36 protein-coding genes and 3 pseudogenes are annotated in these 26,910 nt (G+C 54.1%); 8 read left to right on the top strand and 31 right to left on the bottom strand.

Features of this window, described 5'->3' with window-relative positions; all coding sequences use genetic code 11:
- The first annotated feature begins 28 nt into the window (after window positions 1-28).
- Window positions 29-1,396: an MATE family efflux transporter gene (locus GC56T2_RS07825; RefSeq protein ID WP_144974278.1), complete on the top strand. Its 1,368-nt coding sequence runs from the start codon at window positions 29-31 to the stop codon at window positions 1,394-1,396.
- A gap of 127 nt (window positions 1,397-1,523) precedes the next feature.
- Here GC56T2_RS07825 and GC56T2_RS07820 read toward each other — a convergent pair whose 3' ends face one another.
- The 6 genes from GC56T2_RS07820 to GC56T2_RS07795 form a co-directional block, all read right to left on the bottom strand.
- Window positions 1,524-2,417 (bottom strand): DUF1028 domain-containing protein, encoded by an 894-nt coding sequence (locus GC56T2_RS07820; protein WP_144974276.1) that lies wholly within the window; start codon window positions 2,415-2,417, stop codon window positions 1,524-1,526.
- Window positions 2,418-2,556: 139 nt separating this feature from the next.
- Complete coding sequence (locus GC56T2_RS07815) at window positions 2,557-2,688, bottom strand: YjcZ family sporulation protein (RefSeq protein ID WP_144974274.1); 132 nt, start codon at window positions 2,686-2,688, stop codon at window positions 2,557-2,559.
- Between the two features lie 33 nt (window positions 2,689-2,721).
- The gene (locus GC56T2_RS07810) at window positions 2,722-2,820 is read right to left on the bottom strand and encodes a YjcZ family sporulation protein (protein ID WP_011231081.1); all 99 of its coding nucleotides are present in this window, start codon (window positions 2,818-2,820) and stop codon (window positions 2,722-2,724) included.
- Window positions 2,821-3,129: 309 nt separating this feature from the next.
- Window positions 3,130-3,219 carry a YjcZ family sporulation protein gene (locus GC56T2_RS07805; RefSeq protein ID WP_144974272.1) on the bottom strand — a complete coding sequence of 30 codons (90 nt, stop codon included), beginning with the start codon at window positions 3,217-3,219 and terminating at the stop codon, window positions 3,130-3,132.
- Between the two features lie 91 nt (window positions 3,220-3,310).
- Window positions 3,311-3,694: a CorA family divalent cation transporter gene (locus GC56T2_RS07800; RefSeq protein WP_144974270.1), complete on the bottom strand. Its 384-nt coding sequence runs from the start codon at window positions 3,692-3,694 to the stop codon at window positions 3,311-3,313.
- A 240-nt stretch (window positions 3,695-3,934) separates the two neighbouring features.
- Window positions 3,935-4,825 (bottom strand): cation diffusion facilitator family transporter, encoded by an 891-nt coding sequence (locus GC56T2_RS07795; protein WP_144974268.1) that lies wholly within the window; start codon window positions 4,823-4,825, stop codon window positions 3,935-3,937.
- Between the two features lie 176 nt (window positions 4,826-5,001).
- On the opposite strand from GC56T2_RS07795, the gene GC56T2_RS07790 reads away from it, so the two are divergent.
- Complete coding sequence (locus tag GC56T2_RS07790) at window positions 5,002-5,724, top strand: class I SAM-dependent methyltransferase (RefSeq protein WP_144974266.1); 723 nt, start codon at window positions 5,002-5,004, stop codon at window positions 5,722-5,724.
- Window positions 5,725-5,903: 179 nt separating this feature from the next.
- On the opposite strand, the gene GC56T2_RS07785 is transcribed toward GC56T2_RS07790, so the two are convergent.
- The 3 genes from GC56T2_RS07785 to GC56T2_RS07775 all read right to left on the bottom strand — a co-directional run bounded on the left by GC56T2_RS07785 (window position 5,904) and on the right by GC56T2_RS07775 (window position 8,235).
- Entirely contained in the window at window positions 5,904-6,794 is an 891-nt protein-coding gene (locus GC56T2_RS07785) for a M15 family metallopeptidase (RefSeq protein WP_144974264.1), read from the bottom strand.
- Window positions 6,795-6,835: 41 nt separating this feature from the next.
- The gene (deoD, locus tag GC56T2_RS07780; protein WP_144974262.1) at window positions 6,836-7,546 is read right to left on the bottom strand and encodes a purine-nucleoside phosphorylase; all 711 of its coding nucleotides are present in this window, start codon (window positions 7,544-7,546) and stop codon (window positions 6,836-6,838) included.
- A 281-nt stretch (window positions 7,547-7,827) separates the two neighbouring features.
- Window positions 7,828-8,235, bottom strand: a complete 408-nt coding sequence (locus GC56T2_RS07775) for a hypothetical protein (RefSeq protein WP_033019945.1) — start codon at window positions 8,233-8,235, stop codon at window positions 7,828-7,830.
- A 112-nt stretch (window positions 8,236-8,347) separates the two neighbouring features.
- Between GC56T2_RS07775 and GC56T2_RS17775 the strand changes: the two genes are divergently transcribed.
- Window positions 8,348-8,506: a hypothetical protein gene (locus GC56T2_RS17775; protein ID WP_165570926.1), complete on the top strand. Its 159-nt coding sequence runs from the start codon at window positions 8,348-8,350 to the stop codon at window positions 8,504-8,506.
- Between the two features lie 128 nt (window positions 8,507-8,634).
- Here the strand turns inward: GC56T2_RS17775 and GC56T2_RS17770 are convergent, their stop codons facing one another.
- Both GC56T2_RS17770 and GC56T2_RS07770 read right to left on the bottom strand, forming a co-directional pair.
- Window positions 8,635-8,799 (bottom strand): hypothetical protein, encoded by a 165-nt coding sequence (locus GC56T2_RS17770; protein WP_172706373.1) that lies wholly within the window; start codon window positions 8,797-8,799, stop codon window positions 8,635-8,637.
- A gap of 153 nt (window positions 8,800-8,952) precedes the next feature.
- Window positions 8,953-9,270, bottom strand: a complete 318-nt coding sequence (locus tag GC56T2_RS07770) for a hypothetical protein (RefSeq protein ID WP_033843948.1) — start codon at window positions 9,268-9,270, stop codon at window positions 8,953-8,955.
- A 159-nt stretch (window positions 9,271-9,429) separates the two neighbouring features.
- Here GC56T2_RS07770 and GC56T2_RS07765 point away from each other — a divergent pair, with 159 nt between their 5' ends.
- Complete coding sequence (locus GC56T2_RS07765; RefSeq protein ID WP_144974260.1) at window positions 9,430-10,536, top strand: DUF2515 family protein; 1,107 nt, start codon at window positions 9,430-9,432, stop codon at window positions 10,534-10,536.
- Between the two features lie 48 nt (window positions 10,537-10,584).
- Here the strand turns inward: GC56T2_RS07765 and GC56T2_RS07760 are convergent, their stop codons facing one another.
- On the bottom strand, window positions 10,585-10,764 hold the full coding sequence (locus GC56T2_RS07760; RefSeq protein WP_033019951.1) for a YozD family protein: 180 nt from the start codon (window positions 10,762-10,764) through the stop codon (window positions 10,585-10,587).
- A 129-nt stretch (window positions 10,765-10,893) separates the two neighbouring features.
- On the opposite strand from GC56T2_RS07760, the gene GC56T2_RS18115 reads away from it, so the two are divergent.
- Window positions 10,894-11,022: a hypothetical protein gene (locus GC56T2_RS18115; protein WP_255358704.1), complete on the top strand. Its 129-nt coding sequence runs from the start codon at window positions 10,894-10,896 to the stop codon at window positions 11,020-11,022.
- Here the strand turns inward: GC56T2_RS18115 and GC56T2_RS07755 are convergent.
- The 6 genes and pseudogenes from GC56T2_RS07755 to GC56T2_RS07730 form a co-directional block, all read right to left on the bottom strand.
- The gene (locus GC56T2_RS07755) at window positions 10,988-11,635 is read right to left on the bottom strand and encodes a hypothetical protein (protein WP_144974258.1); all 648 of its coding nucleotides are present in this window, start codon (window positions 11,633-11,635) and stop codon (window positions 10,988-10,990) included. The genes GC56T2_RS18115 and GC56T2_RS07755 overlap by 35 nt on opposite strands.
- Window positions 11,636-11,788: 153 nt before the next feature.
- Window positions 11,789-12,022 (bottom strand): YozE family protein, encoded by a 234-nt coding sequence (locus tag GC56T2_RS07750; RefSeq protein ID WP_144974257.1) that lies wholly within the window; start codon window positions 12,020-12,022, stop codon window positions 11,789-11,791.
- Window positions 12,023-12,269: 247 nt separating this feature from the next.
- Complete coding sequence (bioB, locus tag GC56T2_RS07745; RefSeq protein ID WP_144974255.1) at window positions 12,270-13,283, bottom strand: biotin synthase BioB; 1,014 nt, start codon at window positions 13,281-13,283, stop codon at window positions 12,270-12,272.
- A 139-nt stretch (window positions 13,284-13,422) separates the two neighbouring features.
- A pseudogene (locus tag GC56T2_RS07740) lies at window positions 13,423-14,303 on the bottom strand (IS982 family transposase).
- Between the two features lie 213 nt (window positions 14,304-14,516).
- On the bottom strand, window positions 14,517-14,969 hold the full coding sequence (locus tag GC56T2_RS07735; protein ID WP_144974253.1) for a stage III sporulation protein AH: 453 nt from the start codon (window positions 14,967-14,969) through the stop codon (window positions 14,517-14,519).
- Window positions 14,970-15,180: 211 nt separating this feature from the next.
- Window positions 15,181-16,620: an NAD(P)/FAD-dependent oxidoreductase gene (locus tag GC56T2_RS07730; RefSeq protein WP_144974251.1), complete on the bottom strand. Its 1,440-nt coding sequence runs from the start codon at window positions 16,618-16,620 to the stop codon at window positions 15,181-15,183.
- 175 nt (window positions 16,621-16,795) lie between these two features.
- Here GC56T2_RS07730 and GC56T2_RS07725 point away from each other — a divergent pair, with 175 nt between their 5' ends.
- Window positions 16,796-17,389, top strand: a complete 594-nt coding sequence (locus tag GC56T2_RS07725) for a DUF502 domain-containing protein (protein ID WP_033843952.1) — start codon at window positions 16,796-16,798, stop codon at window positions 17,387-17,389.
- Window positions 17,390-17,565: 176 nt separating this feature from the next.
- On the opposite strand, the gene GC56T2_RS07720 is transcribed toward GC56T2_RS07725, so the two are convergent.
- Together GC56T2_RS07720 and GC56T2_RS17765 are read right to left on the bottom strand one after the other, a co-directional pair.
- Entirely contained in the window at window positions 17,566-18,504 is a 939-nt protein-coding gene (locus GC56T2_RS07720; protein ID WP_144974249.1) for a magnesium transporter CorA family protein, read from the bottom strand.
- Window positions 18,505-18,863: 359 nt separating this feature from the next.
- Complete coding sequence (locus GC56T2_RS17765; RefSeq protein ID WP_165570942.1) at window positions 18,864-19,010, bottom strand: hypothetical protein; 147 nt, start codon at window positions 19,008-19,010, stop codon at window positions 18,864-18,866.
- A gap of 312 nt (window positions 19,011-19,322) precedes the next feature.
- Here GC56T2_RS17765 and GC56T2_RS07715 point away from each other — a divergent pair, with 312 nt between their 5' ends.
- Together GC56T2_RS07715 and GC56T2_RS07710 are read left to right on the top strand one after the other, a co-directional pair.
- Window positions 19,323-20,687 carry an ISLre2 family transposase gene (locus GC56T2_RS07715; protein ID WP_144973526.1) on the top strand — a complete coding sequence of 455 codons (1,365 nt, stop codon included), beginning with the start codon at window positions 19,323-19,325 and terminating at the stop codon, window positions 20,685-20,687.
- A 217-nt stretch (window positions 20,688-20,904) separates the two neighbouring features.
- Complete coding sequence (locus GC56T2_RS07710; RefSeq protein ID WP_144974247.1) at window positions 20,905-21,195, top strand: HesB/YadR/YfhF family protein; 291 nt, start codon at window positions 20,905-20,907, stop codon at window positions 21,193-21,195.
- 24 nt (window positions 21,196-21,219) lie between these two features.
- Here the strand turns inward: GC56T2_RS07710 and GC56T2_RS07705 are convergent, their stop codons facing one another.
- The 11 genes and pseudogenes from GC56T2_RS07705 to GC56T2_RS07660 form a co-directional block, all read right to left on the bottom strand.
- The gene (locus tag GC56T2_RS07705; protein ID WP_144974245.1) at window positions 21,220-21,627 is read right to left on the bottom strand and encodes a hotdog fold thioesterase; all 408 of its coding nucleotides are present in this window, start codon (window positions 21,625-21,627) and stop codon (window positions 21,220-21,222) included.
- Entirely contained in the window at window positions 21,624-21,938 is a 315-nt protein-coding gene (locus GC56T2_RS07700; protein ID WP_144974243.1) for a hypothetical protein, read from the bottom strand. The genes GC56T2_RS07705 and GC56T2_RS07700 overlap by 4 nt, the downstream gene beginning before the upstream one ends.
- Window positions 21,939-21,950: 12 nt before the next feature.
- A complete protein-coding gene (locus tag GC56T2_RS07695) occupies window positions 21,951-22,367 on the bottom strand; it encodes an acyl-CoA thioesterase (protein ID WP_033021409.1) in 417 nt (138 codons plus the stop codon).
- Between the two features lie 119 nt (window positions 22,368-22,486).
- Window positions 22,487-22,714, bottom strand: a complete 228-nt coding sequence (gene tlp / locus GC56T2_RS07690; RefSeq protein ID WP_144974241.1) for a small acid-soluble spore protein Tlp — start codon at window positions 22,712-22,714, stop codon at window positions 22,487-22,489.
- 29 nt (window positions 22,715-22,743) lie between these two features.
- Window positions 22,744-22,887 carry an acid-soluble spore protein N gene (locus GC56T2_RS07685; protein WP_011231056.1) on the bottom strand — a complete coding sequence of 48 codons (144 nt, stop codon included), beginning with the start codon at window positions 22,885-22,887 and terminating at the stop codon, window positions 22,744-22,746.
- Between the two features lie 55 nt (window positions 22,888-22,942).
- A complete protein-coding gene (locus GC56T2_RS07680; protein WP_081897221.1) occupies window positions 22,943-23,074 on the bottom strand; it encodes an FbpB family small basic protein in 132 nt (43 codons plus the stop codon).
- Between the two features lie 122 nt (window positions 23,075-23,196).
- Window positions 23,197-23,724, bottom strand: a complete 528-nt coding sequence (locus GC56T2_RS07675; RefSeq protein ID WP_144974239.1) for a TlpA family protein disulfide reductase — start codon at window positions 23,722-23,724, stop codon at window positions 23,197-23,199.
- 117 nt (window positions 23,725-23,841) lie between these two features.
- Complete coding sequence (locus tag GC56T2_RS17760; RefSeq protein ID WP_172706218.1) at window positions 23,842-23,991, bottom strand: hypothetical protein; 150 nt, start codon at window positions 23,989-23,991, stop codon at window positions 23,842-23,844.
- 219 nt (window positions 23,992-24,210) lie between these two features.
- Window positions 24,211-24,405, bottom strand: a pseudogene (locus tag GC56T2_RS07670) (sulfurtransferase); the annotation flags it as partial.
- A 151-nt stretch (window positions 24,406-24,556) separates the two neighbouring features.
- On the bottom strand, window positions 24,557-25,921 hold the full coding sequence (locus tag GC56T2_RS07665) for an ISLre2 family transposase (protein WP_144973526.1): 1,365 nt from the start codon (window positions 25,919-25,921) through the stop codon (window positions 24,557-24,559).
- Between the two features lie 192 nt (window positions 25,922-26,113).
- Window positions 26,114-26,776: pseudogene (locus GC56T2_RS07660) on the bottom strand (sulfurtransferase); the annotation flags it as partial.
- Between the last annotated feature and the right edge of the window lie 134 nt (window positions 26,777-26,910).

Below are 26,910 nucleotides of genomic sequence, written 5' to 3'. Positions count from 1 at the left end.
TTTTTCACAGACGGAAAGGAGGGTCATCATGGCAGCCTCGGTTCCCGTAGATCACAAATGGCGACGTTTGTTCGCTTTGTTTCTTCCTATTTTTGTTTCCCAGGCCGGTCAGTACATGATGAACGTGGCTGATGTCGCGATGTCGGGACACGCGAGCGCGGAAGATTTGGCCGGCGTGGCGATCGGCTCAAGTTTGTGGGTGCCGGTATTTACCGGCATCGGCGGCATTTTGCTCGCGTTGTCTCCGATCATTTCCCAGCACTTCGGGGCCGGACGCCACGAAGACATCGCGCACATTGTCACACAAGCGCTTTATTTGGCGGCTGCGCTCGCTGTGATCATCGTTCTCGTCGGCGCCGGCGCAGTTCCGCTCGTCTTACGGTACATGTCCTTGGAAACACATGTTCAATTCATTGCCGCCCATTATTTGCTGGCCTTGTCGTTGGGAATCATCCCGCTTTTTCTTTATTCGGCGCTGCGCCATTGGATCGATGCGCTTGGGCAGACGAAAGTGACAATGTGGATTACGCTCACAGCTCTGCCGATAAACGTTTTGTTTAACTGGCTGTTCATTTACGGGCATTTCGGGTTTCCTCGCCTTGGCGGCATCGGCACCGGCTATGCAACGGCGATAACGTACGCGTACTGTTTTGCGGCCGCCGCCTTTGCCGCTCTGAAGTTTCGCCGCTTGTCGCGATACCGCGTGCTCACTCGTTTTTACCGGCCTTCATGGACCGCGTGGAAAGAGCTGCTCAAAACGGGCGCTCCGATCGGAGCGGCCATCTTTTTTGAAACGAGCATTTTTGCTGCTGTGACGCTCCTAGTCGGGCGATTTGGCGCGGAAACTGTCGCCGCTCACCAAAGCGCGATGAATTTCGCGTCCTTGCTGTATATGATCCCGCTCAGCTTGTCGACAGCGCTGACGATCGCCGTCGGTTTCGAGGCGGGAGCGAAACGCGAAGAAGCAGCAAAGCAATATTGCCTGATTGGCCTTGGCCTCTCGTTGTCAGTCGCTGCCGCTGCCGCCCTGCTCCTGTTTGTTTTCCGCGGCAGCATCGCGCAGCTGTACACCAACGATCCGACCGTAGCAGCGTTGACAAAAACATTTTTGTTGTACGCTATTTTCTTCCAATTTTCCGATGCGATCGCCGCTCCCATTCAAGGAGCGCTGCGCGGCTATAAAGAGGTCAAGGCGGTATTTTGGTCCGCCCTGCTCGCCTACTGGGGGATCGGGCTTCCGGTCGGCTGGGCGCTCGCCTCGCTGACTGACGCCGGGGCGTTTGGCTACTGGATTGGCCTCATCGCCGGATTGGCGGCCGGGGCGCTCTTCCTCAGCTTCCGCCTGCGGGCCGTCTGGCGCCGCCACGGAAACCGGCGCACGCCGCTCGCCTCGTAAGGCAGAGGCGCCCGGGCCAGCGGCCTATCAACAAAGCGAAGGATGCCCATCATTCGGGGCATCCTTCATTGCGACGATGTCAAAACGGACAAGCCGCCAAACGTTCCGGTTGACAACCGGCTGCTGTTTAGTCCGCCGCCTTTGGCGACGGCTGTTGTTTCATATAGGCGAGCACGTCAAGGTCGATCTTTCCCTTTTCCAGCTCGCGCTCCTCAAAATTTTCCGTATGTATATACGTCGTCAGTGCCTGATGGAGCGCCTCATCGTCCGCCGCGCGCGCCGCCGACAAATAACCGAGACGAATGAGTTCGGCGATTACCTCCTCTTTGAGCGTTCCCGCAATCTCCGCCACCTTCTCCGGTCGCGGCTTCTCGAAGTACAGCTGGCGCAGCTGATAAAGACGGATTAGTTCTTCGATCGGCTCTGGATGGTCATCGACGCGCAAATCGATATACCGGTCGTTGTAACCGCCGTATCCCCCTCCCTCTTTCACAACGAGCAAAGCAGCCGACTGCTGGCCGCGCCGATCGCCTCCTGCCGCTTGGCCTGCTTGGAGCGCCATTAACAGCCGTTCGGCAAGCGGCCCTTCCGTCTGTTCAAACGTTCTTCCCATCGCCAGCACGGTTTCCTCGCCAGCTAAAATGTTGCCTTGGGCTGCATAGTTTGGACCAGTGATGCCGCCGGCCCAGGGGTAACATTTTTTTCCTGTAAATGTCGCCGCCCGGCCTTTGGCGTCAACGATGCCGACTTGCCGCAAATCGCGCTCGCTGTCATCGGCCACGAGCCGTTCGAGCGTCTCTTGTGCCGTTTTTCCTTCGGCCATCCACTCGAGGCCGCGCGGACCATACGAGGTGTTGGCGTACGACTGCGTTGCCACCGCCCCGACGCCTGCTTTCGCCCATGGCACGACCGCACCGACACCTAAAAATTTTGACTGAACAGCGATGCCGAGCTCCCCCGTCGCCGGATCAAAGGCGACAATCGAAAACGTTGCCACTACGTCTTTTGGAATGCGTTTCATGTTCCCACCCTCCACGTTTTGTTGCATTTTGCTTCTTCTTACGTATTCTTCTCTCCCCCTCGGTCTTCCTGCCTATGACAAAAAAATGACGGGGAAAGCTGCCGTTGTCCGGCCGCCTCCCCGCTTGCTCATCATCCGCTTAGCACCAAGTGGCCCCAACGATAATGAGCAAAATAAACAAGACGACGATCAACACGAACCCATAGCCGTAACCAGGGTAGCCAAAGCCGTAGCCGCCCCAGCCCCAGCCTCCGTAGAAGCCGTATGGCATTTTCGTCACCTCCTTGCTAGCAGGTGGAGCTCATCAATAGACCCAACCACCGATACATGCGCATCCAACAATGATTAACAAGATGAACAGAACGACGATCAGCGCAAATCCGCCGCCGTAAGCTGCACCCATTTGCCAGCACCTCCTTCGTTTTTGTACTAGTAGACTATTCAAAAAATCAGGAAATGGTTAGGTGTTTCGGCAAAAATGGGTATTTGTCGCGCATGGCGATGAGGAAAACCTTTCCAAACCAAAGAGCATTGCCCGAGATCGAGCGTCATTTGCCGCCCATGGCAATAAGAAAGACGGCCCGTCCACCGGGCCGCCGTTACGCTTGCAGCGAATTTTCCGTGAAAATGCCGAACTGACGCGGATTTTCATCCATGGGTGGAGGGCAAACCGCGCTGCCCATGAAACTTTTCTGTTTTTCCAAGCTGCCGCTTACCAACCGACACAAGCACAACCGACAATAATCAATAAAATAAACAAGACGATCACAAGTGTATAACCGTTGCTGACAAAACCGCTCATGGCGGGCACCTCCCTTATGGATCGACGGGACCATCATATGCGCCCGCCCGCTCAAATGGCCGGGCAAATGCCCATTTTTCCGGAAAAACCCTTATTTTTCTTTCGTTCCCGTCTCCCCCCACCAGCCTTTTCGTTTGAAATAGAGGGCGATGAGCGCAGCGACAGTGGCCATAAGGAGCAATGCGAGCGGATAACCGTATCTCCATTTTAGCTCCGGCATGAACGTAAAATTCATGCCATAGACGCCGGCAATAAACGTCATCGGTAAAAAAATGACGCTCTCGACGGTTGGGATGTCCGTTCCGACGATCAGCCGTTTTTGGGCGAGCGGGTGGATCGACCATGACGAGAGAAGGCGCTCTAAATCCGGTCGGGATGCGGCAGTGAAATGGAGCCAGCATGACCGGTTGCCCGCCGGCGCATAGCGCCTGTATGCCTCATCGACTGTCGGATGAAAGTGTTGTTGCATCGCCATCCATTGACGTCCTTTCTGTCATAAACCGTTTTAACGATATTGTTTGCTGTTTGCGAAAAAACTAGTCGTCAAAGGCGAGGATGGCTTCTGCTAGGCCGCGGCGCGCCAACGGACGATTTTCCATCACCGCCGGAGCTTCGCCGCGACCATTTTCCCGTGCGGATCCGTGCCTTTTCCTTTTCTCTTCAAGGGAGCGCCGCCAACCGTAGCGGAAGCGATAGACAAACCGTCCGGCCTGATCTAACCTTGCCGTTTTGCGCGCGATTGCGGCTCAACGTGAACGTGCGTAGCTTGGATGTTGTGGCGCTTTTTCATTAAGCGCTCCACCTCGTCGGCGATCTCATGGCTTTTCGCCACCGTCAAGTGCGAGTCGACACGAATCGTGACTTCGAGCACCACCTCATTGCCAAGCAAGCGAGCTTTAATATCGGCGACATCGCGAACGCCGCCAACCGCGGCGATTTCGTCTCTGTACACCGCGAGCTTTCGCTCATCAAAACCGTCCGTCAGCGTATGCGCCGTATCGACAAACACGTCCCATGCCGTCTTGCAAATGACCGCGCCGATGACGAGCGCCGCCAATGGATCGAGCCACGGCCATTCGAAGCGGGCGCCGATGACGCCCATGGCCGCCCCGACGCTCACGAGCGCGTCCGACAAATTGTCTTTCGCCACCGCCGCCAGCGCCGCGCTGTTCGTCTGTCGGGCGAGCCGCCGATTGATCGCGTAAATGCCCATCATCAGCGCCGCTGAAACAGCAGCGGCCGCCGCGGCCAACGGATCGGGCGCCGCCGTTGTTTCCTCTTGAAACAGCGAGCGGGCGCCGCCGGCAATGACATCGATGCCAATCGACATCATCAAAAAGGCGGCCAGCAGGGAAGAGATGTTCTCCGCGCGCGAGTGTCCGTACGGGTGGTTGCGATCGCGCGGTTTTCTGGCGATTTTCATGCCGACATAAACAGCCAAAGAAGCAATGATGTCGCTGAAATTATTCCAACCATCGGCTTTCAACCCAGCCGAACCGGCCGCCTCCCCAACCAGCAGCTTGCCGGCGGCAAGCAAAAGATAGACGACGATGCTCAAGAACGCCCCAGCCTCGGGCCGTTGTTTCCATTCCACATCCTTCACCAACCTAACGAATCTGATCGTTGCATGTATCAGTGTACCAGCTGAGAGGCGGTTGGGTCTACGGCAAGAAAATTTCCTTTCTACATAAGTATAAAGACAAGCAAACTTTTTTTCCTAAAGGCAAAAAGAAGGGCACCGGCGTATGATAAACTAAATCGAAGTGAAAGGAAGGGAAGTCGATGCCTTCATATTTGGATTGGCTGGCGGACATGGGAATTGACGGTGCCCATCCCGGCGGCTTTGAGTTAACAAAACAAATCTTACGTAAACTTAACATTGACCGCGCCACATCCGTGCTGGATGTCGGGTGCGGAACCGGCCAGACAGCCGCGTATATCGCCAAGCAGTATCGGGCGGACGTTGCCGCCATTGACCTCCATCCAACGATGATCGCCAAGGCCCAACAGCGCTTCGCCGCCCTGAAAGTTCCCGTCCAGCTGCAGCGCGCATCCGTCGAAGCGCTGCCGTTTCCTGCTGAAACGTTTGATCTCGTTCTTTCTGAATCGGTGCTCGCCTTCGTGTCCCTAAAAGAAGCGCTCGCCGAAATCCGGCGCGTGCTGAAACAAGGCGGCACATTCATCGGCATTGAAGCCTGCCATCAACGGCTGTCAGCCGCCGAACAGCAACGCATCGCCGCCTTTTACGGCTTTAGGCAGCTGTTGACGCCGGCGGAATGGAAAGAGGCGCTTCGTCAGAGCGGGTTCCGTTGCCGGCATTTTTCCTATGCAGCGGCAGCAGAAGCGCCGCCCAACGCTGCCCCGATCATGATCGCCTTTCCGCCGACGTCGGAGGCGGAACGCATATGGCAGACGCATCAACAGTTGACCGCTCAATTTGGCGATCGGCTTGGTTATTGCCTTTTTTGGTGTGAAAAGCCGCTTTCCGACGCCCTCTCCCAATGAACGACTTGCGCGCGAAGGCCCATGCTGCGCTGCCCGCGACAGCGGAGAACGTCAAGCAGCAAGGGGCGAGGAAAAGAACGCGTTGTACAGCCGTTTCCTGCGATGCCGGACCGGTCAAAACGGCGGCGCCCCTCTAGCCGACGCGCGCCGCCACCTGACACCGGCGCTGCCGCGGCTGGCTACACTTTTTTCACCATTTGAAAATATTCTTCGAGCGTCAAGCCGCGCTCTTTCATCACCGCCGCTGCCTTTTTCCCGACATAACGGATGTGCCACGGCTCATACTGATAGCCGGTCACCGCTTCTTTTCCTTTCGGATAGCGGATGATAAACCCGTACTCGTGCGCATGGGCGGCAACCCATCTCCCTTCTTTGGTCGCGCCGAACGCCGCCGTCAGCTGATAACCGGCCGAACGGCTGCTAATGTCGACGGCCAAACCGGTCTGATGTTCGCTTTGCCCCGGGTGGGCGACAGCTTGAACGGCTTGTTTCTCGCCTTTTTTCCGCACTTCTTCAGCAAAAATCGCCTGCTGCCGCTCATACGACCGATAAGCGGACACAGCCACCAGCTCTACGCCGGCACGGCGGGCGGCGGCAAACATTTCCTCCAAGGCCGCCGCCGCTTCCGCTCGCATATACCGCTTTTCCGCCTTCGGGTCGGCAAAGGAAAACGGCACGCGCGGCACCACTAAATCGGCCGGCTTATAGTCCGGCGGAAGCGACTGCTCTTTATTGACAAGCACCAAAATGTTGTCCGGATTCATGATCACTTTTTGTCCGTTTTGCACTTTGACGACATTCCAATATTTCTCCTCAAGCTGCAAGTCAGGAGCGGCCGGATGAGGGGAATGTGAGGATGCACCCGGCTGACCGCCATTCGCTGCCGGCGGCGTCCCGCCGCTTGGTGGGCTTTTTGGGCCGTCTGGCGTTTCCCCTGATCGATCGCTCGGCGCCGCACTCCCCGGCGGCTGTCCCGACGAGCCGGCCGTGTGGTGATCGGCGCTTTCCTCTGCTTGACAGCCGGCGAGCAATAAGCACGCCAGCATTGCCGCTTGCCATGGCTGTTTCATCGATTTTTCCCCTTTTCGTTCGAGGCCGCTTCCACACCTCATCACACGCCGCTACGGATGGCGGCCTCCAGTGCTACTTCCATCATATCATGAAACGTCGTTTGCCGTTCTTCGGCGGTCGTTTCCTCACCGGTGAGAATATGATCGCTCACGGTCAGCACAGACAGCGCGCGGCAACCGAACTTGGCCGCCAGCGTATAGAGCGCCGCCGTCTCCATCTCGACCGCCAAGACGCCATAGCGAGCCCACGTTTCCCAGTTCGGTTCATCGTTGTAAAACATATCAGCGGTAAAAACATTGCCGACTTTGAGCGCCAGCCCTTTTTCGACACCCACGTCATAGGCGGTCCGCAGCAACTGAAAATCAGCGGTCGGCGCATAATCGCGGCCACGGAAAATGAGTCGATTCATGTTCGAATCGGTCGAAGCGCTCATCGCCAAAATGACGTCGCGCACGCGCACATCCGGCTGAATCGCCCCGCACGTTCCAACGCGGATGAGCGTTTTCACCCCATAGCTTTGAATGAGCTCGTTGACATAAATGGAAATGGAAGGAACGCCCATGCCCGTTCCTTGCACTGAAATGCGGTGCCCTTTGTACGTGCCCGTAAACCCGAGCATGCCGCGCACTTCGTTATAGCATACCGCCCCCTCAAGGAACGTTTCCGCGATGTATTTGGCGCGCAGCGGATCGCCTGGCAACAAAATGCGCTCCGCAATTTCCCCTTGTTTTGCTCCGATGTGGACGCTCAACGGAATTCCTCCTTTGATGATCTCATCAGTCGATGCTCTCGTTTATCATATCACATCTTTGCGAAAAATGGCAGTCCTCCTTGAGAGTAGCGACAGCGGCGGGCGGGCACACTATGAAGGCCGGCATCAGCGGGAAAGGAGGGGCAGGAACGATGAAAAAGAAACTGGAGCAAGCTGTTGAATACGCCAACAAAACCAATCCTTCATCCAAATCGAACAACCAACCATCGACATCCAAAAAGGAAAAGACAAAATTTTAAGGGAGAGCCGCTCTCCCTTTTTCAAGATGTTTTGGAACGACGGTCATCGCCGCGATGACGGCGCGCCAAATATCGTTCGTTAATATACAGCACTTTTTTGTCTTCGCTGCGCGTATATTTTTTCTCGCGCTCGCGCCATCTAGCAGCGAGCCAGCAGGCAAACAAGTAAAGGGGCAAGACAAGCTGCATCGCACCGGCGAACACGTACCAAAAACCGCTGATGTCCGCCAAGTCGCGCAAATAAATGCCGATGCCGCTCCACCGGTAATACGAAGCCGCGACGACAGCAGCGATGACGACAATATTGACGGCATGGAGAAACGGAACGTTCCTCCAACGGAACAACACCCGCTCGACTTGCCCTTTCAGCCAAAGCAACCCTGCGATCAAAGCACCGCATAATAGCAGCGATAACGCTAGTGCGGTCATCGTTTCGTCCCCTTCCTTCTTTTTTGCGCGCCCGCCTGCAAACATTTTCCGCCGATGAACCGCCGCCAGCCCGCATACACTACCCATGACAACGGTTCAAGGAGGGAAAACAATGGGCAAAAAGCACCGCAACCGCATCAACGGGCAGAAAAAGAACAACCATATCCCAAAGGAAGCGTTAATCGCTGAAGACGCCGCGCACGCCAAAGAGTACTCCGCCGCCGGCGGCCGAAAAAACGGGCCGGGTCATCACCAGCATCCAGAATCATAGCCAACCGCGGGGGTGTCCCAAACGGACTGGGACACCCTCTCTCATCGCTATATAGAAGCACCAGCCGCTTCGCTGCCACACGATATGTCGTGTCTTTCTTGAAGAGAGGTCGCCTTTCCGGTCGGCCCCTATTGCGATTCCGCCGGTTCGATTTCATCCCAGGCGAGCGTGACGACTCTCGTATAGTCCCCGCGCTCGATCTCTTCTGTCGTCGCCGGTTCGTTCAGCTCCTCGTCGTCATCGATGCCCGGCGCCACTGTCGGCACGTCACGCCGCTGACGGCGAAATTCCATCGCCTTCGCCCCCTTTCCTTTCTTATCCGTTCCCTAAAGCGCCGGGCTTTATTCGACATTTTTCTTTTATTATACCATTTCCGCTCGCAGTAGGCGACTATCTTTTTGAATATTCCGTCAACAATCGTCTTAGCGTTCAATATGAATATTCCGTCAACAAACCGCTTGACGTTCGACTCGTTTCCAGCCGTCAGGGCAAAGGCGATAGTACGTTTGTCCTTTCCGCCCTTCATCAATCAAGACGATATCCCCCGTCCCCATAAATCGGGCTTGGCAATGTTTCGGCATCAAGTCGGCAACATTGAACGTCCGATAGATGATCGACAGCGCCTCATCGTGGCTTGATGCCGTCACCGTCAGCCGGCACACTTGCCGATAGCCTTTTGGCTCCCCGCAACGCGGCGTTTGAAAAACGACGGCCTCGTACACGCGTTTGCTCATCCATCTCCGTTTCCCCCAGAAGCGAACCATCGTTTTCCTCTCCTTTCCCCTATAAATCGGTCGTCTGTATCTTATACTATTGGTGACTGCCAGTGTCGATTCCTTCAGCAAAACCGCCCGTCTTTTGTCGAAAGGATATCCATTGGACGAAATCAAAGCCCTTCTACCCATCGAAAGGAGAGACGATCGATGCCCTTTCATCCGCTCGATTGGCTGCGCCACCCGCTGCAGCATGCCTATCGCTCTTTTTTGTACCGCCATCCGGTCCGCCTCGCCGACGCCGGTTTGCTTCACGAACTGATCGCTCGCCGCGCCGCCCGGCCGCCTCGCCCCGCGCGTCCGGAAGAGGAGGCGATCATCGCCGCCATCCGGCGGACGACAGCGGAACAAAACCGCAACAACGTCACGCGCACCGCCGCCTACTTGGCCATGTTCGAGCGCTATCCCGAACTGCACTGGGCGTTTTTGGCCCATCTTGTCTCACGCAACGGCGGCTGGAATATGACCGACTTGCGCGGCGGTTTGCTGCCGCGCTTGTTGCCGAACGAAATGATCGCTCCCCTTTTTCTGTTTTTGGAGCGGGCCAACGCGTTAATTTTTCATGACGCTTATCCGCAGCTTCTGCTGTATGCGGAAAGCAAGCGCAGAGGAACGCCGCTCTTTCACCTGTTGCCGGCATTGGGCGTGTCCTCGTTTATGCAGCCGCTGTGGGAACTTTTTTGGCACACCGGGGACGCCCCGCTTCTCACAGTTGCCTTGATCGTGAACGAACAATACTACATCCAGCTCCGCGTCATCGAGCACCCGTTTTTCCGCGCCCGCGTGCTGTCAAGCTGGCCGTTTATCGTCGAGCAATGGCTTGGTTTCAACGATGTGCTCATCCCGTTTGAGCAAAACGGCCGCATCAATCTAGCGGGCACGACGGTGCGTGATTTCATCGATGTCCACCACCGCATTCATATCGGCAAAACGCTGTACAGCTTGCTTTTGTTCGATGCTCGGCTGTTCCGCGGCGCTGTTCGGTTTGCCCGCCGCGTCCCTCATAGCGGTTCCCGCGCTGATGTTTGGCCGCAGCGGTTTACCGCCGACCGCGGCGGACACCGCCTTTACAGCCCAACGCTGGAATCCGTGTGGCCCGATCTCATTCATTCGTTTTCCGATCAGCGCGACTGGTTCACGGATCATACGATCATCCGCGCCCTTGAAACGCTTCCGCTCCCGGCTTCCGGCGACATGACCGGCCGCTACGAGCGGCATTTGGCCATGATGAAAGCCGCCGCTCAGGCGGCCGAGTGAGCTTTCCTCATGGCTTTCTTTCGCCAAGACGACAAAAACGACGAGCTGTCACTCGTCGTCGACATCGATTTCCTCATCAATCAGGCATTTTTCCAGCAAATAGTCAAACGTAATGTCAGCCAGTTCCGCGAGTTCCTCTTGCGTCGGCACAAATCCGCGGCGGATCAGCTGTTCATAAAAAAACTCCGCGATTTCTTCCGTGTCGATCACCACTTCAATTTCCTTCACTGCCTCTCGCCCCCTTTGTAATGTTGTATGTCACGGCTTTCTCCTTTATGTCAAAAATGACGCTGTTCTATCTTCGTTCTCTTCCCCATATGTATGTATTGACCATACGAAAACATGGAGGCGAAACCGATGGACAAGCCAACAGCGGCGGACAAAATGATGGAAACAGTCGTCAACGGGCTCGGCGCACTGGTCATGTGGGCTGGCGTTCCTTATTTTCTCTTCATCCTTTATCAGTTTCTATGTTTTGGTGATTGACGATCGTTCGTAGACGTTGGACAACCGTTTCCATCGTTTGTTTATATTGTTCATCCCCGAACCATTCGTACAGCGCTTTATAATCATTGTACACATCGAGCAGTTCATCAACAGACGGCCCGCTGCTTCGGTTGTCGGCCGGCAGCGGCCAAAGTGCTGGCATCGCGATGACAATATCTTGCACGAGCGTGACGGACGTCTCTTCTCCTAGGGCCACCGGAATAATGTCTTCAAGCGGCACTTCAATCTCCCATCCGTCCGTCAACCGCTTCAACTCGTAAATCGTCTCTTCCCATCCTTCCCCGTAGTAGCGGTAAATTTCCGTCCGCACACCGACGACTTTAAACAAATGGCCGCCATAATCACGGACGCGGACGATCTCGCCAAGGAAAAACGGCAGTTCGATTTCGACCTCTTCGACAATCCATAAATCACCGGCAAACTCGGACAAGGCAACGAGCGCTTGCTCAGCAAACAAGCTATGGCTATGGTTGATTTCATATAAAAACGTGCCGTCAACCTGCTGAATGCCGGTGACAGTTCCGACCGTTCCGTACAATGTGTTGACGACGACATCGCCAATGGAAAACTTCGGGCGTTTCGGCGCGCTCATCGGCATCTCCCACCCTTTTGAACAAATGGTTAGTATAGTATATGCAAGGCAAACGAGGTGGACACCTTCTGGCGCGCGGAAAAAGACGTTGTGAAAGCGTTACCATAAACAAAGCGGGAACGCCTCCTTACGATGCGGCGACCGCCCCCGCTGTCAGCGGGCTCGTGGCGACGCCTCATGCACAAACTGCTCCCACAGTTCATCAAAGACGGCCATGCTTTCCAAATAATCGCCGTTCAACTCTAAATAGCCGCTTAGCTCTTCGTAATCGACCGATCCTTTCGGAAAACTATGGTCAGCATACGCCCCGTTCGCAAAACGAACGATCGGGTCTTCCGCATGCCCATAACGGAAACGCAATAAGTAGCGGTAAAATGTTTTTTCCATATTCCCCCATCCCTTTCCTTTCTCTTTGTTGCTATTATAATGAGCGCCGAACGGTTTGTGAAGTCGTTTTTTACCTCTCGTATTGCCATCGTACGCAACAAGCGCTTTTTTCATGCCAATGATGGGCCGACCGGCAGCGCCAGCGGAAACGGAAGTTGGCCATTCGGTCCGCTAAGCGCGGGCAAAATAGGAGCGGGGCGTGAAAAAAGACGCTCCCGGCAACAAGGAAGCGTCTTTCCATCGTCCTTTATATCCATGCCTTTCCGCCGACTTCGTCCTGTGGCGCCGGGGCAAACTCAATCTCAAATCCAAGGTCCTCAAGCATCTGATAGTCTGCCGATTTTTCTTGTCCGGCGGTCGTCAAATAGTCGCCGACAAAAATCGAGTTGGCGGCATACAGGCCAAGCGGCTGGAGCGAACGCAAATTCACTTCCCGCCCGCCAGCGATGCGGATTTCTTTTGTCGGGTTGATATAGCGGAACAGCGCCAGCACCTTCAAACAGTAGCGCGGGTTCAGTTCGTTCGTCCCCGCCAGCGGTGTGCCGTCAATCGCATGCAAAAAGTTGATGGGAATGGAGTCGGCGTCAAGCGCCCGCAGGCTGCGCGCCATGTCAACGACATCTCGCTTCGTCTCTTTCATGCCGATAATGACCCCGGAACAAGGCGAAATCCCGGCTTCTTTCACCGTTTCCACCGTCCGCACCCGATCATCGTATGTATGGGACGTCGTAATGTTCGGATGGTGCTCTTTCGACGTGTTGATGTTGTGATTGTAGCGATCCACCCCCGCCTCCTTCAGCCGCGCAGCCTGCTCCGGCTTTAAGATCCCAAGGCAGGCGCACACTTTCAGCCCGAACCGCTCTTTAATTTCCTTGACCGCAGACACAACGATGTCGATCTCTTTATCGCTTGGCCCGCGCCCGCTTGCCACGATGCAGTAGGTGCCAATTTGCAGGCGATACGCCTCTTCCGCGCCGCGAATGAGCGTTTCTTTATTGACCATTTTATACGTTTGGACCGGCGCGGTTGAAATCGATGATTGCGAGCAATATCCGCAGTTTTCCGGACAGAGCCCGGACTTGGCGTTGATGATCATATTCAGTTTCACTTTGTTGCCGTAATAGGCGCGGCGGATGTGATACGCCCCTTGCATTAAGGCAAGCAGCTCCTCATCCGGACAGTCGAGAATCGCCAACGCCTCGTCATCCGTCAACTCATGCCCTGCTAACACGCGTTCTGACAATTCCATCCAATTCCCCATCATTCCGCTCCCCTTTCCACTTCGTTACATTTATCGTAGGGCACGGCGCGGAGTTTTGTCAACCTGTTTAATGATTAAGTTTACTTTTTTCACAAAAAACACCCATGAGTAAATTTTAACCCGTGGTGCTAGTTGAGCGTTAGAACTCAACTAGCCCGAGTGTGGCCAGCGAATAGGCTAACCATATGCCATCGAGCGCTACTTCAAATCCGACCACGGAATTCGCTCGAATCTCTGTGATCCGGTATTGCTCAACCAGAATCGAAAACACCGTCTCGATCATTTTGCGTTTTGGTTGGATCCACTTCTCCCATGCCCCGGACGGGCGATGTTTCTAGTTTTTTCGGGACGGAGTCCAAAGCGCCATTGGGTATTGTTCGTACAGCTTTTTTTGCCACTCACGGCTAATGAACCCTTTGTCCCCAAGGTGATAGGGGGTGAGGAATTTGAGTCATCACGCTTTCAGCGGCGAGCCGATCATGGCAGGACGCTTCCGTCACCACATAGCCCATAGGCAACCCTTGATCGGTCACTTGAAGGTGCAGTTTCCATCCGTCGTACCATTGCTTTTTTGAAGCGCCATACCCGATGTCGGCGATTCCTTGAACCCGTTTGACACGATGCCTTCTTGCGGCATGGCACAATGGAAGCGGCAAGCTGTCGACGACGGCATAGGCATGATGTTGGCCGCGTTTTGCCAGCTCATGACGGATCCATTTGATGGCAAAGCGCAGTGCCCGACAACGACGATTGGATCGGGAACGTTCAAGAAACTGCCTGTTTGTGAACAAATTTCCGGTGACAAAGCGATGCCATGCCCGTTCGGAAGAAAAACCAAGCGGTTTCCCCAAAATGTGAATCGCTATGATCACGCTATCTTCTTGCTTTACCAAATGGCGGTTGCGGCGTTGAAGATGCGTCTGAATCAATGACAGTTGGGCGGAGACAAAAAAGAAAATGGCGGCATATTGTTTTTGAATCTTTGCTTAATCTGTAGTAATAATGAAAGTGCTCTTGCATGGGGATTCTCCTTTCGAATGCTGGGTCGCACGTTCATTCTACAGGAGATCCGCAGGCAAGGGCTATTTTTATGCTTACTTGATTTGATCTAGCACCACGAGTTTATTTTTAATTTTTTACACTTCTTTTCAATCATGTTTTGCATACACTTGTGCAGAGAAGTGAACCGTCTGTCAAGTACATGTTGTGGTGATGAGCCTTAAATTCTCCAGCCTAGCGATCAATCTCTAATTTCAGTCCTTTTATACCCATCACTTTTTTGATTTCATATTCGTCTTCTGTATAGATATAACTTTCTTTTTCATGACTAATTGTCACTAACCATTCCTTTCCTTGTTTAAAGAAGGATAAATCTTCTGGTAAGTGAGGTTGAACCCAGTCGTATAAAGAATTTGCAACTTCTTTTAATACCTTATTAGCATTTGCATCCGTACGATAGTAATAAACTAGCGCTGTTTGGCCACTACCTAGAATCGTGCTTGCCCACTCTGATTCCTCTTTCATTACGATTAATGAATTTTCAAGCCTCTTTAAAATTGGTTCATATGTGGTTAAGGGTCCCATATCTTTTCTTAGCACCAGATGAAATTGATCACAAATTTCAAAAGATAAATCAAGCAAATTCCTGTATACATCTTTCTCTGGATTTTGTTTAATAACAATCATTTGTATTCTTCCTCCCACATGAAAAGAAATCGAGTCATCTTTATTTTTCACGCTGCAACAGGTGTTGGAGGAGATCGACCAGACGATCGCCGAAGAACGGGACAAGATGCGGTATGACTTGAAAGACAAGCGGACGGTCGCCAAGATCGAGCGACTTTTTATTCTTTTCCTAAAAAAACGCGTTAGCGTAGCATTTGGGGTCAGCCCCTTTTCATTTTCTTAATTTTTCCACGATGTCGCGGGCGATCCAGACGCCGCAGGCGCTCGCCTGTGCCAAACCGCGTGTAATCCCCGCGCCGTCGCCGCCGACATACAGCCCGGCGATCTCGGTTTCAAAACGGTCATTCAGCTTCGGACGCGCCGAGTAAAATTTCGCTTCGACTCCATAGAATAACGTATGCTCAGAGGCAAGCCCCGGAGTGACGTGGTTGAGCGCCTCCGTCATTTCGATCAAGCTTTTCATCGTGTTGTACGGCAAAACGAGGCCTAAATCGCCCGGCACCGCTTCTTTTAACGTCGGTTCGATGAACCCTTCTTTGATGCGCTTTTCCGTCGAGCGCCTTCCTTTGAGAATGTCGCCGTATTTTTGCACGATGATGCCGCCGTTGGACAAAGCGTTCGCCAGCCGAGAAATTTCATGGGCGTATTCGTTCGGCTTGTCAAATGGATCGGAAAACTTATGTGAAACAAGAAGGGCAAAGTTCGTATTGTCGCTGCCGAGTTTTGGATCTTTGTACGCGTGGCCGTTGGCGAGCATAATGCCGGAGTGATTTTCCACCACGACGTGTCCGGACGGGTTGCTGCAAAACGTGCGCACTTGCGTTCCGACCGATGTGTTGAAAATGAACTTTCCTTCATACAGATGTTCGTTAATTTCTTGCATGACGATGTTCGATGTTTCCACGCGCACGCCGATGTCCACCTGATTGTTGATCATCCGCAAACGGCGCTTGCGCAAGATTTTGCTCAACCAAACCGAACCGTCGCGCCCCGGAGCGATGACGACCTTTTCCGCCGTCAGTGTTTCCCCGTTTTTCAACATGACTCCCTTGACCCGGTGGCCGCTTTCTGTCCGCTCGGTCACGATATCGTCCACTTCCGTTGTAAAGCGCATCTCGATCCGCTCGCGCAAATATTCAAAAATGCTTTTTAAAATTTCCAAGTTTTGTTCGGTGCCTAAATGACGGACATAGGCGCGCAATAGCTTCAATCCGGCCGCGTAGGCGCGCCGCTCGATCTCTTTCACTTTGTCCGTCATCGGGTCGGTGATCGATGTCGTCGCCCCATGTTTTAAGTTGATTTCATCCACATAGCGGATGAGCTCGAGTACAGTCGAAGCTGGCAAATAGTCGGTCATCCAGCCGCCGAATTCGCTCGTGATGTTGAACTTGCCGTCCGAATACGCCCCCGCTCCGCCGAAGCCGTTCGTGATCGAACAGGCCGGCACACAGCCGGCGTAATCTTTTTTTCCGGCCGGCGGCGGGCATTTCTCAATTTTTTTCTGTAAAATCGGACAGTTGCGCTTATAAATATCATGCCCTTTGTCAATCAGGAGCACGTTCGCTCCAGGCAGTTTGCGCGTCAGTTCGTAGCACGTGAAAATGCCGGCCGGCCCAGCGCCGACCACAATGACATCATAATGATTGTTCATGATCCATCCCCCATTTCCTATGTTCCATTCGGAAGTATACGCAACATTGAGCGATTCGTCAATAAAAAAAACGAACTTTTTTTATTTAAATGAAATTAATGTTCGTATTTTGCTGGTTGTGCAACTTTAAAAAAACTGGTATGGTGAGAGAAAGAAAGGGAAAGGGAGGAGAACGATGCGTTTTTTCATGAAAAATTTTGTAAACGGCATGCTGACGATCGTGCCGATTTTGCTGGCCGTCTATGTATGCTACAAAGTGTTTGCGATGTTGGACGGGCTGCTCGGCCAGTATGTGCGGCCGTATTTGGACGGCCGTTATATCCCCGGACTCGGCCTGCTCGCCACGGTGGCGCTCATCACGGTGTGCGGCTGGCTGTCGACGCAATATGTAAGCGGCCGCCTCATCCGATTGGCCGGCCGCCTGCTCGAAAGCATCCCTTTGATGAAAACCGTTTATTCGGTCGCGAAAGATACGATCGCTTCGTTCGTCGGGGAAAAACGATCGTTTTCGCAAGTCGTGCTCATTACCGTGCCCGAAAGCGGCTGGAAATGCCTCGGCTTTATTACGATGGACGATGTCGGCGCCTGGCACGACCCGCTTGCCGATTATGTGGCGGTCTATATTCCACAGACATTTCAAGTCGCCGGGCTTACCCTTCTCGTTCCGAAAGAGCAGGTCGAAGTCATCGACATTGCGCCGGAAGAGGCGATGAAATTTATCCTCTCTGGCGGCGTCGCAGCCCGCAAACAAAAACGGCTGCCCGAATGACAGGGCAGCCGTTTTTGTTTCCATGGCGGCCAGTGTTTGGCCATGCCGCTCAGACCGCTTTGTTTCGTTGAAAAACCTGTCTGAAAAACGGCTTCTCGCTTTATGTTTCCCGATGTCGGTGAAAGGCTCGCGCCGCTTTTTCGCCCTCTCTGCACCAACGAAAAGCCGCTCGTTCGTCAAAAGTACCGCTTTTTCCAAAAGACGTACGCCGTTGCTGCCGACAGCGAACCGGCGAGCACTAGAGCCACAGCAAAGGCGTACGGGGAGTGCTGGAACGGAATCGGCACGTTCATGCCGTAAAAACTCGCCACCATCGTCGGCAACGAAATGATAATCGTAATGGCGGTCAAAAATTTCATCACGATGTTTAAGTTGTTCGAGATGACGGAGGCGAACGCATCCATCATGCTGCTTAAAATGCTGCTGTACACTTCCGCCATTTCGATCGCCTGCTTGTTTTCGATAATGACATCTTGCAGCAAATCTTGGTCATCTTCGTACATGCGCAAATAGTTGAGGCGCAAAAGCCGCTCCATAACGATGTTGTTTGCTTTCAGCGATGTCATGAAATACACCAAGCTTTTTTCCATGCTGAGAAGCGAAAACAGCTCTTTGTTTTTCATCGATTGGTGCAGCTCTTTTTCGATTTCGCTCGTGCGCCGGTTGATTTGCTTCAAATAGCGCAAATAATACGTCGAAATCATGTAGAGCATTTGCAAGGCGAACCGGGTTTTCATAAACGTGTAAAAGTTTTTGATTTTGTTTTTTGAAAACTCTTCAAAGATTGGATTCTCCTGCAAACAAACGGTGATAAAGCACGTATTGGTAATGATCATACCGATCGGAATCGTTTCATACATCGGGCCGTCGACTTCATCGTGAGCAACAATCGGGATGTCAACGATAATCAATACATGGTTATCCTCTTTTTCGATGCGCGACCGCTCTTCATCGTCCAACGCGTCTTTGATCGAATCGATCGGAATGTCCAAATGGTGGGCGATGTAACGAATTTCTTCCTCCGTCGGGGCGACGAGATTGATCCAGCAGCCGTTTTCAATCCGATCGATTTCCCGCATTTTGCCGCTGGCATCGGATAAATACATTTTCATCATCTGGCATCCTTCCTCCTTTTCCCGCGAGGAAGGCGGCGCCTCTTCCTTTCCGTCCGGAGCTCGTTTTCGTATGATGAGCAGCGGGCGGGAAAAGGAACAGGCCGCGTTCCCCGCTATATTCCGGTTCCGGTTCGTTCAGACTCGAACTACTCATATACGAAAACGCCACTCCTTTCAAAACATGTTCCTCAAATAATGATAACGCGGACCGGCCTATTTGTATAGTAGCTGCCATGAAAAAAAGCAGCCTACTGGCTACTTTATTCATCAAAAAACAAAACCGTGAAACCAATCGATTCCGACAAAGCTAAGCCTACTAGCTACTTTATTTATCAAAAACAGCGGTTGCTCCCGCTTCGTTATTCGCTCGATGGCGTTGTGTTGAAAAAATCGGGCGCTTGTTTGCCGGTTGGTTGTCGTTCCGAGCGGTGCGGATGTGTTTTGCTGTTTTTCCCCATCACCCCGTCGGATTCGTAGCTTGGCGCAAATGGTCGTTTTTTATTCATCCCGCTCACCTCCCTCGCTTTTACTGTTTGCCTTCATCGCCCTTTTTACTCGCGCGCTTGAGGGCAAAAGGCCGCCACTTTGTGGAAAGGAGCCGCTGACATTGTCAGCGAATGTTCATAGTGTGAGTAAAATATTTGTGGGTGACGTTCAGGAAGGATCCCCGACGAGGGTTGCGAACTTTTGTTCGCGACGCTCGTCGGGGCCACCAAGCGAAGCGCGGTAGGAAAAAAGCGAATTTCATGCAAAAAGGACTCTCTCCCTGCTATGATAGTGATTGTTGACACCAACCGAAAACAGGAGGGAGAGAGTCCATGAAACATCTTACCACACAATGGCCTGTATTAAAAGAGCTGGAGGAACAATTGTTGAGAACCCTTCAAAACGTGTTTGCCATCGTGTTGGCGGCCCTTTTGGAGGAAATCGATCAACAACTGGCGGAAGCCAGGGACAAGCGCCGCTATCAGCTGAAAGACAAACGGCCGACCACCCTCCAAACGCTGTTTGGAGAAGTGACGTTCCGACGGAACTACTACTATGATCGGCAGGCAGGGGCGTATACCTTCTTGTTGGATGCCGAACTGGGCTTTGATGGAGCCCAATCGATCAGTCCTTGCCTCGAGGAAACGGCGGTCGAGTTGGCCATAGAGTGCTCTTCCTACCGCAAAGCAGCCCGTACGTTGGAGGCGATCGTGGGGTATGCGGTCCTCAGCCATGAGGCGATTCGTCAGCTGGTGTTGGCGGCCCCTGTCTCGCTGCACCACCCTGTTTCCCAACGGCATGGCCGGGTGCTGTTGGTGGAAGCGGATGGACTGTTCATCTCCCGCCAAGGGAAAGGGAAACGGGCGAAAGAGCAGAAAATCTTGGCGGTTCACGAGGGATGGAGACGGAACGGCTCGCAACTGGAGCTCGTGAACCGGCGCCACTACCTCCATGAAGGGGCGGGGGACGTGTGGGAAGGGTTCGAAGCGTGGCTGATGAAGGAATATGCCTATGACCCGTGCCGGGACTTGTTGGTCATCAACGGCGACGCGGCATCTTGGATTACCGCCTGCCGGGAGTATTTCGGAAAGCGGGCGTGCTTTCAGTTGGATCGGTTCCATGTGGCGCGGGAGCTTCGTCAGTGTCTGTCCGGCCACCCGCGTTGGCGGGAGGTGCGGAAGAAGCTGGCGAAGCAAGACGAGGAAGGACTTTTGGTGGAACTGAACAGCGCCGTCGGTACGTTGGGGGACGAAGCCAAAGAAGAGCAGTTGGCCGAAATGATCCGCCGGATCGAGTCGATGCCGGGATGCATCCGGGACTACCGGGAGTGGCTGTCGGCGCAAGGGGTGGAGACGGCCGGCATGCGTCCGATGGGCCACGCCGAGAGCGTGATGAGCCGGTTCGCGTACCGGGTGAAATCCCGCCGCAGCTGGAAGGACCAAGGACTTTGGGCGTTTCTGAAGGCGATGGTGGCCCAAATCGACGGAATAGGGTGGAGAACGGGGCAGTTGGAGGAGGAAGAGCCCCAGAGGGTAGCCTCGGCCCCGACGAAGCTGGAGCGGATCAAACAGGCCAAACGGAAGGCAGGACGGTTGTTGGCGGAGGTGATGCGCCAGAACATCCCGTATCTTCAACAGTCATCGGGGACGCCGATCTACCAAGCATTGTCGGCGCTTCGCGATGGCGGATGGATGTAAAAAAATGGATCGAGCAAAAATCAGCTCAAGAAGAGGGATGAGAGTCCGAAAGCGCTTACGATATCAATTCCTAAAAATGGTCTACCAACCGGTGATTGACAACGCCCGTAGTAGACCGAAAAAATGTTCTCCACAAAGTCTTGACTGACTCATGTTCATACAATCGTTTTACCGGCCGCCGCCTATTCGCTTATAATAAACGTGAGGAGGGGAAGCTATGAACATTGTGATCACGAAAAAGGCGTTTGACTGGTATAAGCGGGAGCTCGGACTAAAGCCGGGCGATGCGATTCGCTTTTTCGCCCGCTACGGAGGATGCGGCACCGTGCAAAAAGGATTTTCGCTCGGCATGGCGAAAGATGAGCCAACCGGAGAGCCGGCCGCACAGACGACGATTGATGGCGTGACTTTTTTTGTCGACGACAGCGACCAATGGTATTTTGACGGGCGCGATTTGACGGTCGATTTGGACGAAACAGGCGATGAGCCGGTATTTCTGCTCCAATAAACGAGGAAAAAGCTAGCCTTGGCGCTAGCTTTTTCGAATGATGGCGATCGTGCAGCGGGAGACGCAGACGAGCTGCCCTTGTTCGTCGGTGATGCGTATATCCCACACCATCGTCGTCCGGCCGCGGTGCAGCACTGTTCCCGTCGCCGTCACCGTTCCGCTGCGGACGGTGCGAACGTGGTTGGCGTTAATTTCCAAACCAACAACGTTTTCTGTTTGCGGATCGACAAGCGCATACGCGCCGATGCTCGCCACCGTTTCAGCGAGCGCGACCGAGGCGCCGCCATGCAACAGCCCGGCCGGCTGGTGCGTGCGCTGGTCGACCGGCATCGTCGCCACGACGCGGCCTTCGCCAAGCTCGACCAGTTCGATACCGAGCGTATCGATCAACGTATGTTTCGCCATTTCCTTGGCAGCAGTCAAATCGATCATCTCTTTTTCCCCCGTTTCGTGAATCGTTCGAGTTCAAACAGCCGTCCTTCTTGCCTCAGCACGCGCCTTTGCGTCTCGCCGAGCAAGTCGAAATGCGGAAACTCGCCGCGCCGGTCGATCCACTCTTCTTTCAGCCCGTATTGCCGCCCCCAAGCGGCCAGCTGAGCGATATCGGCGCAGCCGACTTTCGTCACCGTCGTACAATCGGGAAACCGCTCGTCATACCAATAATGGGTCAAAAAGGCGATCTCGCCGCGCTTCACTTTCTCTTTCCACGCCTCAAGCTCATGACGGCGGATGCCAAACGCCATCGGCTCTCCCCCTTACCGTTTCGCCCGCTCGTACGCTTCGTGCCAAGCGGGAAAATATTTGCGGATCACAATCGGTCGAAACGTCTCGCGCTTGACGCAAACGTGTTGCGACTTGCCGGTGACGGCCACTTCGCCGTCCGGAGCGAGAATTTCGTAGCCGTACGTGACGCGGATGCCGTCATAAGCGTCGATCCACGTGCGGACGGTCGCCGTCTCCCCGTAGTGAAGCGGTTTTTTGTACGACACTTGCAAATCGATGACCGGCGAAATAATTCCTTCTTTCTCCATCTCCGCGTAATGGAAGCCAAGTTGTTTGATCAGTTCTGTGCGCCCGACTTCCATCCAAACTAAGTAGTTCGCATGGTAAACGACGCCCATTTGATCCGTTTCCGCATAGCGCACTTCGATTTGTTTTTCTACCACCTTCACGTTTGTTCTCCCTCCATTTTTTGCCGGGCTCTTCTTTCATGTTACCACTCATCCGTTCGTTGGCTCAAGCCGGCAAATGAAAAAACAAAGCCGCCCAAATCAAGGCGGCTTCGTTTCGTTTATTGGTAGCCGTGTTCCCGTGCAGCAGCTTCGTCCTTAATTTCCGCGCGCATCGCAGCGATCGCTTCCTCGCGGCGGCGGTTTTTCTCCTCAATCTTCTTCCGTTCCTCCGGCGAAGCAAACTGCATCGTTTCCTCGGCTTTTTCCATATTCTCGATCGTATGTTGCACCATTTCTTGCAGCTTTTCCACATTATCGCTGCGGTCATCCGGTTTCGGACGTGGCATGGACGCTTCCTCCTTCACGCGAGTTTGCCCTATTCACCCTTCGTCTGAATCACTTGGGCGTGCTGGCCGGATTGGTCCTGCATTTGTTTGCCTTTGTTTCCCCCAGCGGCGCGAGGCTGTGTGCCGATATGGTTCGGCACGAAATGTTTTCGGCTTCCTTTCGGATTGCTCATCTTGTTCGCCTCCTCGCCATCTAGTCTGTCCGCCCGGAGAACCGCTATGCATGGGTTATTCTGCTTTTTTGAGCATCCGCTCTTCCAGCCTTTTCTCGATTTTTTCGAGCGCTTCCCGATCGTTCAATAACTGCCGTTTGTTCTCGCTGATCAATTCTTGGAGAGTCATTTTGCGGGATCGTCTCATCGCTTCAACCTCCCCTCACTTTTATTGTAATCTTATTCATGCCCAAAAAAGATAAAAATTATGACAACTTTTTGAAAAATAGTGGCGCATGAAAAAAAGCGCTGTCCGTCGCCGTTGATTGGTCAACGAAAGAGCGCTGTCGCGTTCTCGAGCCGAGCTGCCGTCACCGGGCCGACGATCTTTTTCCGGATGACGCCGTTCGGGTCGATGATATACGTTGTCGGAATGGTCTGGACTCGATAATGATAAAACGCCTCGCCGCGGACATCCAAGGCGACTGGCAACGTCAAGTTCCTGCTTTTCGCAAATCGCTCGGCGTTATCGAGCGTGTCTCGTGTAGTCAAATGGACCGCCAGCACCGCGACTTCGTGGCCATGCTGTTTGTAAAACTTCTCGAGTTCCGGCATTTCTTCTTTGCATGGCGGACACCATGATGTCCAAAAGTTAAGGACGACCGCTTTGCCGCGCCAATCGGAGAGCTTGACCGGCTCGCCGCCAAGCGTCGGCAGCGCCAAGTCGGGGGCTGCATGGCCGATTTCCGGGCCGATCTCGGTCTCGCTTGTCTCATTCGGTTTCTCGGCGGCCATCGCATCCCAAAGGCCGTATCCGGTGGCGGCTAAAAGCAAAAGAACGACCAACCATTTTCGCACCTTTTTCCCTCCCTGTCGGCCAGCGCCCTTCGCCGTTCTGGCCTTCATTATAGCACATACGTTTGTCTTTGCCAACGCTGCTGCCTACGACAAAAAACGAGGGGCGCGCCCTCGTCGTTACCGGATGTTGCGATGGTCATTTTTCATTTTTTCCGCTTCCACTTCGGCGTAGGAAGCGAATTCGCTCGTCCATTCATTAAAGCCGTTTTTCTTTTTCGCATTGTTGTTCCGTTGGGCATTCGCATTGCCAAGCTTTGTCCGGCCCATGCGCTCTCCTCCTCTTGTTCCGTCGGTTCACACATAGTATCACCCACCGGAGAAAAACTATGCACGAGACCACGGCGCCCCTAGCTCGACGCTTGAAAAACACGTATTGATTCCGATCCTTCGCCTTCAAGATGTCCTGCCCGTTTTCAACGTCTCTTTGACGACGATCTATTGACCATACTTCACCTTCAAGGCCATTGGCATCCGCTTGAAAAACGCCTATGCTGAAGAGGAAGGATCGCCCGTTTCGACCGGATGGTCCGGATAGGAAATCCAATCGCTGAAACTGCCGACATACAGCCGGACGTTGCGGTAACCGGCTTCCTTTAAGGCGAGCACGTTCGGACAGGCGGTGACGCCGGAACCGCAGTAGACGATCAGCGGTGTCTCGCGGTCAAGATCAGCAAAGCGCGCGAGTCAGTCAAGACTTTGTGGAGAACATTTTTTCGGTCTACTACGGGCGTTGTCAATCACCGGTTGGTAGACCATTTTTAGGAATTGATATCGTAAGCGCTTTCGGACTCTCATCCCTCTTCTTGAGCTGATTTTTGCTCGATCCATTTTTTTACATCCATCCGCCATCGCGAAGCGCCGACAATGCTTGGTAGATCGGCGTCCCCGATGACTGTTGAAGATACGGGATGTTCTGGCGCATCACCTCCGCCAACAACCGTCCTGCCTTCCGTTTGGCCTGTTTGATCCGCTCCAGCTTCGTCGGGGCCGAGGCTACCCTCTGGGGCTCTTCCTCCTCCAACTGCCCCGTTCTCCACCCTATTCCGTCGATTTGGGCCACCATCGCCTTCAGAAACGCCCAAAGTCCTTGGTCCTTCCAGCTGCGGCGGGATTTCACCCGGTACGCGAACCGGCTCATCACGCTCTCGGCGTGGCCCATCGGACGCATGCCGGCCGTCTCCACCCCTTGCGCCGACAGCCACTCCCGGTAGTCCCGGATGCATCCCGGCATCGACTCGATCCGGCGGATCATTTCGGCCAACTGCTCTTCTTTGGCTTCGTCCCCCAACGTACCGACGGCGCTGTTCAGTTCCACCAAAAGTCCTTCCTCGTCTTGCTTCGCCAGCTTCTTCCGCACCTCCCGCCAACGCGGGTGGCCGGACAGACACTGACGAAGCTCCCGCGCCACATGGAACCGATCCAACTGAAAGCACGCCCGCTTTCCGAAATACTCCCGGCAGGCGGTAATCCAAGATGCCGCGTCGCCGTTGATGACCAACAAGTCCCGGCACGGGTCATAGGCATATTCCTTCATCAGCCACGCTTCGAACCCTTCCCACACGTCCCCCGCCCCTTCATGGAGGTAGTGGCGCCGGTTCACGAGCTCCAGTTGCGAGCCGTTCCGTCTCCATCCCTCGTGAACCGCCAAGATTTTCTGCTCTTTCGCCCGTTTCCCTTTCCCTTGGCGGGAGATGAACAGTCCATCCGCTTCCACCAACAGCACCCGGCCATGCCGTTGGGAAACAGGGTGGTGCAGCGAGACAGGGGCCGCCAACACCAGCTGACGAATCGCCTCATGGCTGAGGACCGCATACCCCACGATCGCCTCCAACGTACGGGCTGCTTTGCGGTAGGAAGAGCACTCTATGGCCAACTCGACCGCCGTTTCCTCGAGGCAAGGACTGATCGATTGGGCTCCATCAAAGCCCAGTTCGGCATCCAACAAGAAGGTATACGCCCCTGCCTGCCGATCATAGTAGTAGTTCCGTCGGAACGTCACTTCTCCAAACAGCGTTTGGAGGGTGGTCGGCCGTTTGTCTTTCAGCTGATAGCGGCGCTTGTCCCTGGCTTCCGCCAGTTGTTGATCGATTTCCTCCAAAAGGGCCGCCAACACGATGGCAAACACGTTTTGAAGGGTTCTCAACAATTGTTCCTCCAGCTCTTTTAATACAGGCCATTGTGTGGTAAGATGTTTCATGGACTCTCTCCCTCCTGTTTTCGGTTGGTGTCAACAATCACTATCATAGCAGGGAGAGAGTCCTTTTTGCATGAAATTCGCTTTTTTCCTACCGCGCTTCGCTTGGTGGCCCCGACGAGCGTCGCGAACAAAAGTTCGCAACCCTCGTCGGGGATCCTTCCTGAACGTCACCCACAAATATTTTACTCACACAAAGCGCGCCGCTTGCTCATCTGGGCGTTTCCAGTAGCCGCCTTCTGCCACCCCATCTTTCCAAAACCGATGCACCGCCCTAGGAATGCGGCCAGCCACCCGGTCGATCGGCTCTTCCAAACCGATGTACCGCTTCCACTCGCGCGAATCGATCAGCACAGCCGAGCGATCGCGCACAGCGGTGCGCACATCCTCAACCGTCGCCAGCCATGACCGGTCAGGCCGCGGTTGAAACCGCCGCGGCGCTACGGCAGGAATGCGGTCCGTCACCGGATGGCCTTTCTTTTTCCACTCGCTGTAATTGCCGTCTAACACGTAAACGCGCTCATGGCCGAAATAGCGAAGCAGCCACCAACAGCGCGCGGCCATCGCTCCATCTTGGTCATCGTAGGCAACGACCGTCATCGTTTCATCGATGCCGGCGCGGCCAAACACAGCCGCCGCTTGCTCGGCCGATGGCAGCGGATGGCGGCCGCCGTGCTCCGCCACCGGACCGGACAAATCGCGCTCCAAATCGATATACACTGCACCGGGAATATGATCGTCCCGGTAAGCCGAGGCGCCTTTGGACGGGGCGCCGAGCCAAAATCGGCAATCAAGAATCCGAATGGTTTCTTCGGACAAATGGGCATGCAGCCATTCGTGGGAAACGAGCGACGCCATTGTTCTTCTCCCCCTTTTCGTTTTGCCTGCCGATCCACTTGCTTACGCGCTTTGGGCGCGTCAGTCGGTCGCTGATGGAAGGGAACGGGTAGCTTCCCATTGTCGTTTTTCAAATCGAACCATTTGGCGGCATC

Source organism: Geobacillus sp. C56-T2 (assembly GCF_007829715.1).
GTDB lineage: Bacteria > Bacillota > Bacilli > Bacillales > Anoxybacillaceae > Geobacillus > Geobacillus icigianus.
This window is presented reverse-complemented; position numbering and strand designations above follow the sequence as displayed.